The sequence below is a fragment of the Avibacterium sp. 21-595 genome, assembly GCF_023611905.1.
Lineage (GTDB): Bacteria > Pseudomonadota > Gammaproteobacteria > Enterobacterales > Pasteurellaceae > Avibacterium.
Genome location: NZ_CP091455.1, coordinates 1,558,638 through 1,576,304 on the forward strand (window position 1 = coordinate 1,558,638; position 17,667 = coordinate 1,576,304).

At 39.9% G+C, this 17,667-nt stretch carries 11 protein-coding genes; all 11 read left to right on the forward strand.

The window, feature by feature from the left end; translation table 11 throughout:
- Nucleotides 1-6: 6 nt before the first annotated feature.
- The 11 genes from L4F92_RS07135 to L4F92_RS07185 all read left to right on the forward strand — a co-directional run bounded on the left by L4F92_RS07135 (nucleotide 7) and on the right by L4F92_RS07185 (nucleotide 17,618).
- Entirely contained in the window at nucleotides 7-2,037 is a 2,031-nt protein-coding gene (locus tag L4F92_RS07135) for a hypothetical protein (protein ID WP_250363205.1), read from the forward strand.
- Nucleotides 2,038-2,181: 144 nt separating this feature from the next.
- The gene (gene trhP, locus L4F92_RS07140; protein WP_250363206.1) at nucleotides 2,182-3,552 is read left to right on the forward strand and encodes a prephenate-dependent tRNA uridine(34) hydroxylase TrhP; all 1,371 of its coding nucleotides are present in this window, start codon (nucleotides 2,182-2,184) and stop codon (nucleotides 3,550-3,552) included.
- A 385-nt stretch (nucleotides 3,553-3,937) separates the two neighbouring features.
- On the forward strand, nucleotides 3,938-7,378 hold the full coding sequence (gene putA, locus L4F92_RS07145) for a bifunctional proline dehydrogenase/L-glutamate gamma-semialdehyde dehydrogenase PutA (protein ID WP_250363207.1): 3,441 nt from the start codon (nucleotides 3,938-3,940) through the stop codon (nucleotides 7,376-7,378).
- 17 nt (nucleotides 7,379-7,395) lie between these two features.
- Nucleotides 7,396-8,895 (forward strand): sodium/proline symporter PutP, encoded by a 1,500-nt coding sequence (gene putP / locus L4F92_RS07150; protein ID WP_250363208.1) that lies wholly within the window; start codon nucleotides 7,396-7,398, stop codon nucleotides 8,893-8,895.
- 133 nt (nucleotides 8,896-9,028) lie between these two features.
- Nucleotides 9,029-10,120, forward strand: coding sequence for a tRNA preQ1(34) S-adenosylmethionine ribosyltransferase-isomerase QueA (gene queA, locus L4F92_RS07155; RefSeq protein ID WP_250363209.1), 1,092 nt, complete (start codon nucleotides 9,029-9,031; stop codon nucleotides 10,118-10,120).
- A gap of 60 nt (nucleotides 10,121-10,180) precedes the next feature.
- Nucleotides 10,181-11,359, forward strand: coding sequence for a tRNA guanosine(34) transglycosylase Tgt (gene tgt, locus L4F92_RS07160; protein WP_250364577.1), 1,179 nt, complete (start codon nucleotides 10,181-10,183; stop codon nucleotides 11,357-11,359).
- 1 nt (nucleotide 11,360) lies between these two features.
- A complete protein-coding gene (locus L4F92_RS07165; RefSeq protein WP_250363210.1) occupies nucleotides 11,361-11,873 on the forward strand; it encodes a hemerythrin domain-containing protein in 513 nt (170 codons plus the stop codon).
- A gap of 248 nt (nucleotides 11,874-12,121) precedes the next feature.
- Nucleotides 12,122-12,421 (forward strand): preprotein translocase subunit YajC, encoded by a 300-nt coding sequence (yajC, locus tag L4F92_RS07170; protein WP_017806188.1) that lies wholly within the window; start codon nucleotides 12,122-12,124, stop codon nucleotides 12,419-12,421.
- Between the two features lie 34 nt (nucleotides 12,422-12,455).
- The gene (gene secD, locus L4F92_RS07175; protein WP_250363211.1) at nucleotides 12,456-14,306 is read left to right on the forward strand and encodes a protein translocase subunit SecD; all 1,851 of its coding nucleotides are present in this window, start codon (nucleotides 12,456-12,458) and stop codon (nucleotides 14,304-14,306) included.
- Nucleotides 14,307-14,316: 10 nt separating this feature from the next.
- Nucleotides 14,317-15,285 (forward strand): protein translocase subunit SecF, encoded by a 969-nt coding sequence (secF, locus tag L4F92_RS07180; RefSeq protein WP_250350017.1) that lies wholly within the window; start codon nucleotides 14,317-14,319, stop codon nucleotides 15,283-15,285.
- A 176-nt stretch (nucleotides 15,286-15,461) separates the two neighbouring features.
- A complete protein-coding gene (locus L4F92_RS07185; RefSeq protein ID WP_250350016.1) occupies nucleotides 15,462-17,618 on the forward strand; it encodes a transglycosylase SLT domain-containing protein in 2,157 nt (718 codons plus the stop codon).
- Nucleotides 17,619-17,667: the final 49 nt, after the last annotated feature.

A 17,667-nucleotide genomic window follows, 5' to 3' on the forward strand; every position in this document is an offset into this window, starting at 1 on the left:
AAGTCTATGAATAAAAAAGTAAAAATTGTTGGTTCATTATCCTTAATTGCTGCCACATTAGCTTTAGGCGCACAAATTTACACCAATCATAAAATTGATTACATTCTGCAAAAATTCCCTTATTCATTGCAAAATAAATTTCAATTAGACGTGGTTGAAAAAAAGAAAAATTTCTTCAGTCGCGAACTTATTTTCAAACTCTCTGGTGATAGTACCAACACATCAAGTGAAATGATTCAAACAAAACTTACCGCACTGCCTTTTGCTGTGCTTGCTGATTCAGCCCTTGTCCCAAGTTTTGTAAAAGAATTAAATAAAAATTTTAAAGTCACTATTGATAAAAACAATATCACAAGTAAATTTTCCGTGATTGGTGATTATTTCCAATCAAATATTCATACACAATTTCGCGATCTTGCCAATAAATCACAAACACTTGTTATTGATCTGAATTTTGAACCTAAAAGCCATCTAATGGACGTGCAAAGTCATTTGTCTGGCTTTAATTATGATGCTAATTCAAAGATTCACGATCTTATTGCTGATGCAACACTTATTCCTATTGATGATAATCAATATGATATTGAAAATATTTCCATTCAACTTAAAGATGGGGATGTCTATTTATTAAATGGGGACAACACGAATATCAAATTAAAAAAATTAGATTTTAATTTAGATAAATCTGATGCTGGTAGCAATTATAACTTAAGTGCTAAAATAAATGCTGATGGGCTAACTATTACAGATAAAAACCCTAAACATTCTACGATTCAATTCAAAAATGTTGCGCTTAATGCTTCACAAAAAGAGATTCCCAATCAACTTAGCTATGTAAAATTATTGCATTTACTCAACAATAAAAATGAACTCAATACAGTAGAAATTATCGACCAAGCTTTAGATTTACTCTTTCAAAATAAAGAAAGTGAACTTAGTTTTAATTTTGAAAACTTAACCTTTGCACATAAAGAAAAAGATCAGGGCGTTTCTTTTGATAATTTCTCATCTTTCTTAAAAGGGAATTTTTCTGACTTATCTCAAGTACAAAGTAACTATGCACTTGCATTAAAATCTTGTCAAAACAAAGGTGAAAATGAACATTTTCAAATCAAAGGAATACAATTTGAGGGTAACAATAAAAATGTAAATCTTGCCACGCAGCTAGCATTGTTAAAATCAACTATTCAACTATTTTCCAAAGCCAAATCACCAGAAACGAAACAAGAAGCTAAGCAAGTAGAAAAAGAGAAAAACACCTTTATTTCTGCCTTAAAAACCTTAGCACAAGATTACAACCAATCACAACAAGCGTTATTTAAAATAGATGAATTTACTTTAGATGATAATATCGAACTTAAAGAAATAACGATCGGAGCAAGCGGTGCTATATCTGAAGAAAAACAAGATAATGAAAATATTGAACTCACACTAGGAAGCTACATTAATAAAAAAGAGCAATTTCAATTAAAAAATGGAAAATTTAGCCTTCCATTTAGCGTAACAAATGTTGGAACACTGATTCCGCTTAATATTTGTAGCAATCTTATTTATCAAGCTGCCTGTGATAAATATCTTAATACCGATGAGGATACGGACTTACTCGTTTATCAACCAATTAAAAATATTGCTATTAATATTGAAAACGCAACATTAAGTGGAGAAATAGATACTTATCCTTCCACCTCACTTACCCCTTTTGAAGGAAAACTCAATCTAAAATCTGGCATTTTAGAAGAGCAACAAGATAAAACCACCTCAACCTTATTATTAGAAAAATGGCAGAAAACAGAGTTTGATCTTTATTTTTCTATCGCGAATAAATTATTTAAAGGTAATTTATTGAAAGATAAACAATCTATTTCTTGGTCATTAATTAATGATTGGCTCTATCCTGAAGGAGAACTTAATCCTTATTTAAAAGAAAACGGCGATAATTACACCATTCAAATTAAAAAAGAGGGAGATAAGACTTGGCTGAATGATGAAATATTACCGCCAATCCTAGAAGAAACCTTAACGCCAGAACAACAATAATCTCCTCTGTAAGTGCGGTGAAAAAATTGATAAATTTTCCACCGCACTTGACTTTACAAATCACAAAATCCCCCTACAATAACCGCCTTTACGCATTTGCCTTGAGTGAATGCCTGACTTGTAATCAGACACAAAGAGAAATTTATGACAACCACATTCAAACCCGAACTGCTTTCCCCCGCAGGTTCATTAAAAAATATGCGCTATGCTTTTGCTTATGGTGCAGATGCTGTTTATGCAGGACAACCACGTTATAGCTTGCGTGTTCGCAACAATGAATTTAACCACGCCAATTTAAAAATTGGGATTGATGAGGCACACGCTTTAGGTAAGAAATTCTATGTGGTGGTCAATATTGCCCCACACAATTCCAAATTAAAAACCTTTATTAAAGATCTTCAGCCTGTGGTGGAAATGAAGCCAGATGCCTTAATTATGTCTGACCCCGGTTTGATTATGCTTGTGCGTGAACATTTTCCTGATATTGACATTCATCTTTCTGTGCAAGCCAATGCCGTGAACTGGGCAACGGTCAAATTCTGGAAACAAATGGGCTTAACTCGTGTGATTTTATCGCGTGAACTTTCCATTGATGAAATTGCCGAAATCCGCCAACAAGTGCCAGATATGGAAATTGAAATTTTCGTACACGGTGCGTTGTGTATGGCGTATTCTGGGCGTTGTCTGCTTTCAGGTTATATTAATAAGCGAGATCCAAATCAAGGCACTTGTACCAATGCGTGCCGTTGGGAATATTCGGTAGAAGAAGGTAAAGAAGATGAAGTGGGTAATATTGTTGGTAATGAAATTCCCATTAAGAATGTTGCCCCAACCTTAGGTGAAGGACAAACCACAGATAAAGTCTTCTTACTTGCCGAAAGCCAACGACCAGAAGAAAAAATGTCTGCCTTTGAAGATGAACACGGCACCTATATTATGAATTCCAAAGACTTACGCGCCGTGCAACACGTTGAAAAACTCACTCAAATTGGTGTGCATTCATTAAAAATTGAAGGGCGTACGAAGTCTTTCTATTATTGTGCGAGAACAGCTCAGGTTTACCGTAAAGCCATTGATGATGCGGCTGCGGGCAAACCTTTTGATGAAAGCTTAATGGATACGCTTGAAAGCCTTGCTCATCGCGGTTATACAGAAGGCTTTTTACGCCGCCATACGCACGATGAATACCAAAATTATGATTATGGTTATAGCATTTCTGAGCGTCAGCAATTTGTTGGTGAATTCACCGGTGTACGTAAAGACGGTTTGGCCGAAGTGGCAGTAAAAAATAAATTCTTACTTAGTGATGAGGTTGAATTAATGACCCCAAAAGGCAATATCGTATTCAAAATTAATCGTATGCTTAATCGCAAAGGTGAAGAAGTCGAAGCCGCCTTAGGCGATGGGCATTTTGTTTTCCTCGATGTACCAGAGGATTTGGATTTGAATTATGCCTTACTAATGCGAAATTTGGTGAACACCAACACGCGTAACCCTCACGCTGAGAGCAAATAATCACTTCCATTGGCGAGCAAATTAGCTCGCCTTTTTCTTAGCTCGACTTAAATTTTAAAATTTTATTACAAATTTGTTAATAAAATGTTGCAAATAACATTTTTATTCGTATAATCCTCTGCATACCCTAAAAAGTATGACTCCAAATATTTTCAGCCCTTTCCTAGAAAGGGCTTTTTTTTCACCTTATCTCCATAAAAATGCCACAAAAAATCACCGCACTTTCATTTTGTCATCTTTTTCTACGAATAAGCCTCCAACTTTAAAGACTATTTTTTGACCTCTATCACATTTTTCAACATTTCATATTCCTTCTTTTTAAAATTTGATTACAATCTTTAACATTCCATTAACAAATAAAGCCAAATTTTATATGGAGCATCTTATGAGCTATCACTACTCTCCTCTACCCAGTGTAGAACCCAAACTTCGTAAAATAATCAGTGCGCATTATAGCTGTACAGAACAGTCTGCAGTAAGCCAACTAGTCCAAACCTTAGATTTCACACCACAACAAGAATCATCCATTGAAAAACTCGCCCGAGAATTAATCAGCAAAATCCGTAGTAAAAAGCAAAAACATTATGGCGTTGATGCATTAATGCACGAATTTTCCTTAGGCTGTGATGAAGGGATTGCCTTGATGTGCTTAGCAGAAGCCCTCTTACGCATCCCCGATGGGCAAACGCGTTATGAGTTAATCAACGATAAACTTCAACTTGGTAACTGGCAATCTCATTTAAAAAAATCAGGCTCGCTCTTTACCAATGCAGCGAGCTTAGGTTTGATGCTTGGCAATAAAATCAGTGCTAATTTAGATGAAACAGCACTTTCTTCTGCTTTGATGAAAAGTTTCTCCCGCCTTTCTGCGCCCGTAATGAAAAAAGCCATTGAAAAAGCGATGGGCATTTTAGGTGAACAATTTGTTACCGGCGAAACGATAGAAAAAGCCCTGAAAAATATTAGTACAAGAGAAAAAATGGGCTATTGTTTTTCTTTTGATATGCTTGGTGAAGCAGCAATGACTATGGAAGATGCAGATAAATACTTACAAGATTATGTGGATGCCATTCACGCTGTGGGTAAACAGGCTGAGGGGCGTAGCGTATATGACGCAAATGGCGTATCGGTAAAATTATCGGCAATTCACCCGCGTTATTCTCGTTCGCAACAAGATCGTTTGATGAATGAAATCTACCCGCGTTTAAAACAGCTTTTTGTTCTGGCAAAACAATACAATATCGGTTTGAATATTGATGCGGAAGAAATGGCACGCCTTGAAATTTCGTTAGATCTGCTCGAAAAATTATTGCAAGATCCTGATCTTGAAGGGTTTAACGGCATAGGATTTGTCGTACAAGCATATTCTAAACGTTGTCCTTATGTCTTAGATTATATCATTGCATTAAACCGCCGTTTCCAACGCAAAATGATGATACGCTTGGTAAAAGGTGCCTATTGGGATAGCGAAATCAAATGGGCGCAAACAGAAGGTGTGCAAGATTTCCCTGTTTATACGCGTAAAGTGCATACGGACATCTCTTATATTAGCTGTGCAAAAAAATTATTAGACGCGCAAGATGTCATTTATCCCCAATTTGCCACTCATAATATCCAAACCTTAGCCACTATTGCTGAATTAGGTAAAGGTAAAGAATTTGAGTTTCAATGTCTGCACGGAATGGGGGAAACGCTTTACGATAACGTTGTCGGTGAGCATCAATTTAACCGCCGTGTTCGTGTGTATGCCCCAGTGGGAACCTATGAAACCCTATTAGCCTACCTTGTACGACGATTACTTGAAAATGGTGCTAATTCATCTTTTGTTCACCAACTTGTTGATCGTGACATTTCTATTGATGAACTTGTTCAAGCCCCTTGGAAAAAATTTTCCCGTTTTAATGGTGAGCCAAATAAAGCAATTAAATTACCTGCGGATCTTTTCCCGCATCGCCGTAATTCACAAGGCTTTAATTTAAGCGATGAAATTCAGCTTCGCACGCTACAAGATCAATTAAATCAAGCAGAGTATACCGATGTGCAATCGCTTTGCGCCGTCCCCGTGCAAGCCGCGCAACACTATCAAGGCAGAAAACCGGCGGATACCGCACAAATGTTGCCAACCTCCACATTTATGTCGCCAAATGATGTGCCAGCCGTTTTTACGGCGATGCAATCTCGCATTTGGCAAGAAAAAAGCGTAGAAGAACGCGCAACAATTTTAGAAAGAGCGGCGGATTTTTATCAAGAAAATACCGGCTTGTTACTGCGCCTTGCCATTGAAGAAGCAGGAAAAACGTTACCAAATGCCATTGGTGAACTGCGCGAAGCAGTGGATTTCTTACGCTATTATGCAGAACAAATCCGTTTGTTAGATAGCAAAAATGCTCTCGCCCCACCGCTCGGCAATGTACTGTGTATTTCCCCTTGGAATTTCCCGCTCGCCATTTTTACTGGGCAAATTGCTGCGGCCTTGGCAGCTGGCAATAATGTGATTGCCAAACCTGCGGAACAAACTTCGCTGATTGCTTATTATGCCGTGAAATTATTACATCAAGCTGGCGTGCCAAAAGAAACCTTACAACTAACCTTAGGTGCTGGCGATTTAGGGGCGGCATTGGTGGCTCAACCATTTAATGCCGTGATGTTCACCGGTTCAACAGAAGTGGCACATTTGATCAATAAACAGCTTATACAACGGCAAGATCACCCTGTGCTAATTGCTGAAACAGGCGGTTTAAATACAATGGTGGTAGATTCTTCCGCCTTATTGGAACAAGTCATTACTGATGTATTAAGCTCTGCCTTTGATTCTGCAGGGCAACGCTGCTCAGCTTTACGCATTTTATTGGTGCAAGAAGATATTGCTGATCGCTTATATCAAATGCTTACTGAGGCAATGAAAGAATTGGTTATCGGCAATCCAGAGCAGCTTAATACGGATATTGGCCCTGTTATAGACGAAGAAGCGAAAGCAAATTTGGTCAATTATCAAACTCAAGTGCGGTCATTTTCTCGCCGTTATTTTGAGTTATCATCATCCACTTTCGGGCATTTCGTTGCGCCTGCTATTTATGAAATAGATAATTTAGCGCAAATTAATCGAGAAGTATTCGGACCAATTCTTCACTTTGTTCGTTATAAAAAAACAGAATTAGGCGATTATTTACAAAAAATCAATGCAAAAGGCTATGCTTTAACCGGTGGTTGTCATAGCCGTATTACCAAAAATATTGAATTTGTACAACAGCATTTAGCCTGTGGTAATTTCTACATTAACCGTAATATTGTGGGTGCAGTGGTCGGCGTTCAACCTTTTGGGGGACACGGTTTATCTGGAACAGGCCCAAAAGCTGGTGGAGAACTTTATGTTCAACGTTTAACCAAAACATCACAATATTATTCATCAGTACTTGCAAAAAACAATGTATTGCCTAGTATTACAGGGGAATTAAATAGCATTGATTATAAAACCACCTCTGTTTTATTACTCGGTCAAAACCACGCTCGTTTAACTGCGGCTTATCAGCGGTTACAACAAGCAGGATTTAATGTTGTTGTAGAAAAAGATAATCCACTGTTGAGCTATCAATTACCTCATCTACATATCCTAAAAGAAGGGCAGCATTTGCAAAAAGCTGTGTTCGTATCCCCGATTGATACTCAAACACGTCAGCGGTTTGCACAACATAATCCTGCGATTTTCTGTTTATATGATTGGACAGTCAATCAGGATCTGACCTTGCTATATAACGAATTTTCACGCAGTGAGAATATTTCTGCCGCAGGGGGCAACGCTACCCTAATGGCAATTGAAGAACAATAATTTTATAGGGAGAAAGTATGCAGAATTATCAAATCTACACAGCTTTTGGATTGTATCTTGTTATTATTTTAGGGATTGGAATTTACGCCTATATTTCCACCAAAAATTTTAACGATTACATTTTAGGTGGACGTAAAATGGGGAGCTTTGTTACCGCAATGTCGGCTGGTGCCTCAGATATGTCTGGTTGGTTGCTACTTGGCTTACCCGGTGCGATTTTCCTTACAGGCTTGTCGGAAGCGTGGATTGCTGTCGGGTTAACTGTCGGCGCTTATCTGAACTACCGCATTGTAGCAGGACGTTTGCGAGTATTCACAGAGCATTACGGTAATGCACTGACCTTACCTGAATATTTTGCAATGCGATTTCCTAAACGAGCCAAATCACTCAAAATTCTTTCTTCTTCGGTAATTTTGTTTTTCTTCACCATCTACTGTGCTTCAGGTGTCGTGGCGGGAGCAAAATTGTTCCAAAGTTTATTAGGTATTGATTACACCACCGCATTGATATTTGGTGCGGTGGCAACCATCGCCTATACCTTTATTGGCGGTTATCTAGCGATCTCTTGGAGCGATACCATTCAAGCTTCACTGATGATTTTCGCCCTATTACTCGCCCCAGTGATTGTGTTACTCAACATTAGCTGGGAAGAAATCACCCTTGCCTTAGCCGCAAAATCACAACAAACGGGCATTCCTTATTCTAATTGGCTTTATAATGTTTCAGGTATTGGTGTGATTTCCGCCCTTTCTTGGGGATTAGGTTACTTCGGACAACCCCATATTTTAGCCCGTTTTATGGCAGCCAATTCCGTAAAAGCCCTTGATAAAGCGCGTACAATCGGGATCACGTGGATGATCCTGTGCTTAGGTGGTGCTTGTGCAGTGGGGTATTTTGGCTTAGCTTATTTTGAAGTCAAAGGTATCGTTTTAGATTCCGCTGAATCTGTCTTCATTGAGATCTCCAAAGCCATTTTTAATCCTTGGATCGTGGGCATTGTGCTATCCGCCATTCTCGCTGCCATTATGAGTACCCTATCGGCACAATTTTTAATGTGTTCCGCCGCTATTACCGAAGATTTCTATCACGGTTTCTTACGCAAAAATGCGTCAAGTACCGAGTTAGTTTGGGTTGGCCGCGTTATGGTATTACTCATTGCCCTTATCGCCATTGTCATTGCACAAGATCCCCATTCAAAAGTGATGGGCTTAGTTTCCTACGCGTGGGCAGGCTTTGGCGCATCATTTGGTCCATTAGTAATCCTTTCCCTCTTTAATCGCAACATCACCTCCAACGCGGCATTATGGGGAATGTTAGCAGGCGCGGTCACTGTTGTGGCGTGGAAACCACTGATGCACGCCTTAAACTGGCAAGACATCGCCAACTTATATGAAATTATTCCCGGCTTTTTAGCTTGCTCTTTCGTTACCCTTACTTCGTCAATTTTCTCCCCGGTCGCTAAAGATGTGGCAGAAAAATTTGATGGAGCGGAAAAAAGCTACAACCGCCAACGATAACGAATGAAAGGGCTGGATCCCCCAGCCCTTCCCCTTTCAATAAATCCCCTCTTTCACAGATTTTCCTTGTGCAATCTACAAAATCCCAATAGACTACGCCCTGTTTTAATCTTTAATAATATGATGAAAAATTATGCGTGTTTCAGATTTTTATTTTGATTTACCTGATGAATTAATCGCCCGTTATCCAAAAGCCGAACGCACTGCCAGTCGTTTATTAACATTAAACGGTGAAAATGGTGAAATTTCTCACCGCACTTTTGCTGATGTGCTGGATTTGATCAACGAAGGGGATTTATTAATTTTTAATAATACTCGCGTGATCCCCGCTCGAATGTATGGGCGTAAAGCCAGTGGGGGGAAAATTGAAGTATTGGTAGAACGCATTTTGTCGGAAGATCGCTTTCTGGCACATATTCGTTCTTCTAAAGCCCCCAAAGAAGGTGCAGAACTGTTTCTCGGCGAAGATAAATTAGGCGAAGGTAAGGGTATTAAAGCAATAATGAAAGCCCGTCACGAGAGTTTATTTGAACTAGAAATAGCAGAAAAACGCACCGCACTTTTAGACGTGTTGCAACAAATTGGACATATGCCACTGCCACCTTATATTGATCGCCCTGATGAAGATGCCGATAAAGAACGCTATCAAACCGTGTATAACAAAGTACCCGGCGCAGTAGCCGCGCCCACTGCGGGTTTGCATTTTGATAATGATCTATTGGAAAAATTAAAAGCGAAAGGGGTAAATTTTGCCTTTGTTACCTTGCACGTTGGTGCAGGGACATTCCAACCTGTACGGGTAGAAAATATTGAAGACCACAGAATGCACGCAGAATATGTAGAAGTGCCGCAGGAAACGGTGGATGCCATTTTAGCCACCAAAGCGAATGGCAAGCGTGTGATTGCGGTGGGGACAACCTCTGTACGCTCTATTGAAAGTGCCGCATTGTTTAGCCAAGAAAATCAGCACGAACAACTGCTTGCGCCGTATTTTTCGGATACCTCAATTTTTCTTTATCCGGGCAAAAAATTCCTCGTGGTGGATGCCTTAATCACCAATTTCCATTTGCCTGAAAGTACGCTAATTATGCTGGTTTCAGCCTTTGCTGGATACACTCATACAATGCGAGCCTATGAAAATGCGGTGCAAAATGGCTATCGTTTTTTCAGCTATGGTGATGCAATGTTTATTAGCAAAAACCCAAATGTAACGGGGTTAGATTAATTTTCTAAATCCCATCTAATCACCCTCGAACTGTTTATTCGAAAAGGAAACATAATGACAATGAAATTTAAACTTCATAAAACCGATGGCACGGCACGCCGTGGCACAATGACGTTTCAACGCCCACAAGGGGAATTTGATGTACAAACCCCTGCCTTTATGCCTGTTGGCACTTACGGCACAGTAAAAGGAATGACGCCCGAAGAAGTGCGCGCCACAGGGGCAGAAATTTTACTCGGCAACACCTTTCACCTTTGGTTACGTCCGGGACAAGACATTATGCGTAAACACGGCGATTTACACGATTTTATGAACTGGCATCGTCCCATTTTAACGGATAGTGGTGGCTTCCAAGTATTCAGTCTAGGCAAATTACGCAAAATTACTGAAGAAGGGGTGAAATTCCAAAATCCAATTAATGGTGAACGTATTTTCCTTTCTCCTGAAAAATCAATGGAAATTCAATACGATCTAGGCTCAGACATCGTGATGATCTTTGATGAATGTACCCCTTACCCAGCCACCTTTGATTATGCTAAAAAATCAATGGAAATGTCACTTCGTTGGGCAAAACGCAGCCGTGATCGCTTTGATGAACTCGGTAATAAAAATGCCTTATTCGGCATTGTGCAAGGGGGCGTTTACGAAGAATTGCGTAAAGTGTCCGTTGAGGGCTTGGTCAATATTGGTTTTGATGGTTATGCCGTGGGTGGGCTTGCGGTTGGTGAACCAAAAGAAGATATGCACCGTATTTTAGAATATGTTTGCCCACAACTTCCTGCGGATAAACCCCGTTATTTAATGGGTGTTGGGAAACCAGAAGATTTAGTAGAAGGCGTTCGTCGTGGTATTGATATGTTTGATTGCGTAATGCCAACACGTAATGCACGTAACGGGCATTTATTCGTTACCGACGGTATTGTGAAAATTCGTAATGCCAAATACCGTGATGACACCAGCCCGCTTGATCCAGAATGTGATTGCTACACCTGTAAAAATTACACCAAAGCCTATCTTTACCATTTAGATAAGTGCGGTGAAATTTTAGGGGCAAGATTAAACACCATTCACAATTTACGTTATTATCAACGCTTAATGGCACAAATCCGTGAAGCGATTGATAAAAACGAATTTGAACAATTTGTGCAAGATTTCTATGCACGCATTGGTAAGCCCGTTCCGCCATTGCAAAGTGAGGTACAACAAAATTCACAACCGAATAACGCACAGGGTGAATAAAATGCTTAACCTCCAACCACAACAATTTGCTAGCTGGAATGAACCGATTGAAATGCTTTACGCCTGCCACGGCAAAGTGAAAATGTTCTGCCGTCAGCTGAATATTTTGCCTAGTTATTTGGAGAAAAATGGCAACATTCAAGCGGTGCAAAAAGATGTACAGCAAATTTTGAATTACTTCAATGTTGCAGCCCCGCTACACCACGATGATGAGGAAAAGGATTTTTTCCCTGCGCTATTAAAATACTGCCCGCAAGCCAAAGCAGATGTGGCACGCTTAGCAAGCCAACACGAAACCTTGCATCAAAACTGGGCAAGCTTGTCTGTGCAATTAGACGCCTTGCTAAAAGGCGAAATTACACAAATTCCCGAACAGCTCATCACCCAATTTATTGCGGGTTACGACAATCATATTGCCATTGAAGAACCGTTATTTGAACTCGGTAAAAGCCATATCCCGCAAGAAGAATTAACGGCAATGGGAAAAGTGATGGCGGAACGCCGAAAAAATTAGCGTGTATCCCATTACATCGTTGGCGTGTCAAAGAGGAATACCACTTCACTTAACGATGAAAATAAAACCTACATTTTGGTAGGTTTTATACATTCTACAAAAATAAAGTGCGGTGCTTTTTGTTCAAATTTTTTGTGCAAAAACCTTGCCATAAATCACCGCACTTTTGTAAAAGCGCTTTGTCAATACAAGGATTTTATGCTATTTTAACGCCCTACATTTTCATTAACTAACAAAAAGGATTAAAGATGGAAGCTCAACAAGGTAGCCCAATGTCAATGTTATTTATTTTCGTTCTGTTCGGATTGATTTTCTATTTTATGATTTATCGTCCACAAGCAAAACGCAATAAAGCACATAAGCAATTAATGGCTGAGTTAGCAAAAGGCACGGAAGTTCTTACTTCAGGTGGTATTATCGGTAAAATCACCAAAATTGGGGCAGAAAGCGATTACGTTGTTCTTGCCTTAAATGACAGCACAGAAATTACCATTAAACGTGATTTTATCGTTGCAGTGTTACCAAAAGGTTCATTAAAAAGCCTTTAATTATTAACTATTTCCGCAAGGGAACTGGAAAGTTATGTTAAATCGTTACCCTTTATGGAAGAATATAATGGTGACCCTCGTGGTCGCCATTGGTGTTTTATACTCTCTTCCAAATCTTTACGGTGAAGATCCTGCCGTTCAAATTTCAGGAACTCGTGGACAAGAAGCCAATACAACAACTCTTAGCAATGTGCAAGCTCTTCTTCGCGAAAATCATCTCACCACAAAATCCATTAAATTAGAAAACGGTTCAATTCTTGCTCGTTTTAATAACACCGATGACCAACTTCTTGCCAAAGATAAAATTAGCGAAAAATTAGGCAATGGTTATTCTGTGGCACTGAATCTTGCCCCAGCGACGCCAAAATGGCTTTCAGATATTGGTGGTTCACCAATGAAATGGGGCTTAGATTTGCGTGGTGGTGTACGCTTTTTAATGGAAGTGGATATGAACACGGCATTGGCAAAACGTCAAGAGCAATTGCAAGACAGTTTATTAGCTGAATTACGTAAAGCAAAATATCCATATACCAGTATTCGTGCTGGGGAAAATCATAGCACTGTGGTTACCCTGAAAAACCCTGATCAACTTTCAGCGGTTCAACGTTCATTGCGTCAAGCACACCCCAATTTAGATATTCGTGAAATTTCAATCAATACGCTTTCTTTAACCTTATCCGATGCGGCATTAAATGAAGCACGCGATCACGCGATTGAGCAAAATTTGAGTATTTTACGTCGCCGTGTGGAAGAATTGGGTGTTTCTGAACCCGTCATTCAACGCCAAGGCGCAGAGCGTATCGTAGTGGAATTACCCGGCGTTCAAGATACGGCACGCGCAAAAGAAATTTTAGGTGCCACCGCAACCTTAGAATTCCGTTTAGTCAATCAAAATGCCAACCTTGATGCGGCGATGCGTGGAATGGTGCCTTCAGATTCTGAAGTGAAATTTGATCGTAATGGTCGCCCAGTGGTGCTATACAAACGTGCAGTATTAGGGGGTGAGCATATTGTCAATGCGTCATCAGGCGTTGATCAAAATTCCGCGACACCACAAGTCAGCGTTACCTTAGATAGTGAGGGTGGCGATATTATGTCGCAAACCACCAAAATGAATCTGAAAAAACCAATGGCAACTTTATATGTAGAATATAAAGACAGCGGTAAAAAAGATGAAAATGGCAAAACCGTTCTCACTAAACACGAAGAAGTGATTAATGTAGCAACAATCCAAGGGCGTTTTGGTAGCCAATTCCAAATTACGGGCATTGATAGCCCAAATGAAGCGCTCAATCTTTCCGTGTTATTACGTTCTGGCGCATTAACTGCCCCGATCCAAATTGTAGAAGAGCGTACGGTCGGACCATCACTTGGCGCACAAAATGTGGAACAAGGCTTACAAGCGGGGCTTTGGGGCTTAGCCATTACTGTCGTGTTTATGCTGATTTACTATAAAGTTTTCGGTTTATTTGCAAGTATGGCACTGCTTGCCAATATGGTCTTACTCGTTGGTTTAATGTCTTTAATTCCCGGCGCAACGCTCACAATGCCGGGAATTGCAGGGATCATTCTTTCTGTGGGAATGTCTGTGGATGCTAACGTATTGATTTTTGAGCGAATAAAAGAAGAAATACGTAATGGACGTAGCGTTCAACAGGCAATCAATGAAGGCTACAGCGGCGCATTTAGCAGTATTTTTGATGCTAACTTAACCACAATTTTAACATCTATCGTGCTTTATGCGGTGGGAACTGGGCCAATTAAAGGCTTTGCAATCACCCTTTCCTTAGGGGTTGCGATCTCAATGTTTACTGCGATTACAGGAACTCGAATGCTGGTAAATTTACTTTACGGCGGCAAACGCGTTGAGAAATTATCTATTTAAGGTGGTGATAATGAGCTTATTTGCAAAAGATAAAAAAGTGAATGAATATAAAGGGGTCATCTTACCATTCAAGCTTATCCCATTTATGCGATACCGCCTTGTAGGCTATGTTTTCTCATTAATTATTACCGCACTTTGTATTACAAGCATTGTCACCAAAGGCTTTAACTGGGGACTGGATTTTACTGGCGGTACGGTTGTGGATACGCATTTTTCCCAACCTGCTGATTTAGAAAAAATCCGTGCAACGTTAAAAGAAAATGGTATCGACAGCCCATTAGTACAAACCACTGGTGGCGTGCGTGATGTGATGATCCGTCTTTCCGCTTCTGCTGGTGGTGCAGATATTGGGACACAAATTAAAGAAATGCTAAGCAAATTGGATAATGATATCCAAATTCGTAGCGTGGAATTTGTTGGTCCAAATGTCGGCGAAGAACTCACCCAAGGCGCAATTTATGCCACCTTGATCACCTTATTAATGTTGCTTGCCTATATTGCGTTTCGCTTTGAATGGCGTTTAGCAGCAGGGGGAATCGTTGCCCTTGCACACGATGTGATTGTAACGCTTGGGATCTTTTCTTATTTCCAAATTGAAATGGATCTCACCTTTGTGGCAGCCATTTTATCGGTGGTGGGATACTCCTTGAACGATAGTATCGTGGTATTTGACCGTGTGCGTGAAAATTTCCGTAAAATTCGCCGTATTGATACGGTAGAGATTATTGATATTTCACTCACTCAAACCTTATCAAGAACCCTAATGACCTCTATCACAACCCTGTTTGTGGTGATTGCCTTGTTTGTATTTGGCGGTCCTACGATCCATAGTTTCTCATTAGCGCTCTTAATCGGTATTGGTTTTGGGACTTACTCAACCATTTATATTGCTATCAGTATCGCCTATGATCTCGGCTTAAGACGCGAACATATGATTATTCAAAAAGTGAATAAAGACGATATTGATGAATTGCCGTAAAAAACGTTAAAAATGTCACCGCACTTTTTTAGCCAAGTACGGTCTAACATTAAACAAGATTTCAAGCCCGATTTATTCGGGCTTTTATTTATAAATGTGCTGATGAAAAGAGGAAGCATCGCAAAACTCAAGTGCGGTGTTTTTTTACCCAATTTTGATTCTATTCAAGGAATACTATGAAATTTACTCAAACTTTGCTAGCCTTAAGTTTATCTTCACTTTCTCTTTTTGTATGGGGGAATGCTGAGCAATCTCCCCTTTCAGAACATTCAGTCGCACAACACACGCAGCCAAAAGCACAAGAAACCCCTGATGCACAAAAGATAAATCAAGGCAATGCACACGATGAAGATAGAGATCTCGCAAAAACCCTGTTATTAAACCAACAGAAACGGGCAGATGAACGAGAAATCTATCGTAAACTTCAACAATATTTAGCCCTTTCACAAAGCGAAACGACATTAGGCATTGCAAAGGCATTATTGGCTCAATTGCAAGATTACCCACTCTTGCCTTATGCAGAATATCAGTTTTTAATCGCGAAGAAAGCAGCCTTATCGTTTGATGAAATTCTTGATTTTACGAAAAAATATCCTGATTTTCCGTTGAACAATTTGCCTCATTATTGGTTGCAACAGCAATACGATGCTCAAAATTGGCAGGCGATTTTATCTAATACCGCAATGCTGCCCAAAGAGAGCAAGTCATCTTGCATTGTGCTAACCGCACAAGAAAAAATGCCTTCAACACAAACAGAAGCGCTGACTACACCTGAAAAAACTGCACAAAAAAACACCGCACTTGCAACAAGGATAAAAAATTTATGGCTCACAGGAAACAACTCGCCCAGCCAATGTCAAACGCTTTTTATGCAAGCCTATCAACAGGGCATTATTAATGACGATTTGATCAAACAGCGCGCCTTATTAGCCGTAGAAAAAACAAATCGTGTCTTAATCAACGAATTGGCAGCATTTACGCAAAATGCTGAATTAAAAATTTGGCTTGAAAATTTAGCTAGCTTGTTGAAATCACCGCGCTTATTGCTTTCTTCGTCTAACGCATTTTATGTGGAAAATTTGCCCGTTAATGATGAAAATAAACAAATTCTACTTGCATTAATGCCTCGTTTTATTAAAAGCATTACGGAAAATCAGCTGAATGCCAGCGCACCTTTTGCCCAATTAGAACAATGGGCAACGCGTTTTAATTTATCCCCAGAACAAAGACAATACTGGCAATCCATTTTGCTTAGTCAGCTTTTTGATAGTGAAAATCCCGCCATTCAGCAATGGCGAGATGAAACCGTACAAGCCTTAAAAGAAGATAAACAAACCGAGCGTCGTATCCGTGTTGCATTGCGTAAAAAAACAGCGATTCAACCTTGGTTGAATTTGCTTTCCGAACAAGGCAAGCAGAAAGATGAATGGCGTTATTGGCAAGGTGAGGCCTTATTTCAGCAAGGCAAAACCACACAAGCCATACAGATTTGGCAAGAGATGCAGCAAAATGCACGTGGCTTTTATCCAATGCTTGCCGCACAGCGATTGGGTATTGCTTATCAACCTGCAATGAAAACATTCTCGTCAAATGAGCAAAACTTATCAAACTACACCCAGCAATTTAGTCGTATTAATGAGTTGCAGCAGCTAAATGATCACGCCAATATTCAGCGCGAATGGCGTGCATTATTAGATAACACAGATTTTGCTGGCAAGCTCGCCTTAGCACAATATGCCGAACAAAATCAATGGGTTGATTTGCAAGTAGACGCCACAATTCAAGCAAAAGCGTGGGATTATATTGCCTTACGTTTACCTAATGCTTATCAAAATTGGTTTGATTTATTCATTAATCATCAAAATTCCCCAAAAATCCACCGCACTTTTGCAATGGCAATTGCACGGCAGGAAAGTGCTTGGCGTGCCAATGTAACCTCTTCGGCTAATGCGCGCGGGTTGATGCAACTCTTACCCAGCACAGCGAAACTCACCGCCGAGCAAGCTCAGCTACCGTATAAAAAAGAAAGCCAACTGTTTGATCCCATTGATAATATTATGCTTGGCACAACTCACCTTAACCAACTTGCCGAGAAATATGGCAATAATCGCATTTTAATTGCAGCGGCTTATAACGCTGGCGCAAAACGTGTAGATGAGTGGCTCGCTCGTGCAAATGGAAAAATGACAATGGCAGAATTTATCGCCACCATTCCATTTTATGAAACCCGTGGTTATGTGCAGAATGTCTTAGCGTACGATTATTATTACCAGTTACTACAAGGTGAAAAGACAGAAAAATTTACCCAAGCGGAGCAGAATAGATTATACTAGTGAAGTAGTTTAATAGCACAGTGAAACGTTTTAATCCTAGGAGAACGCT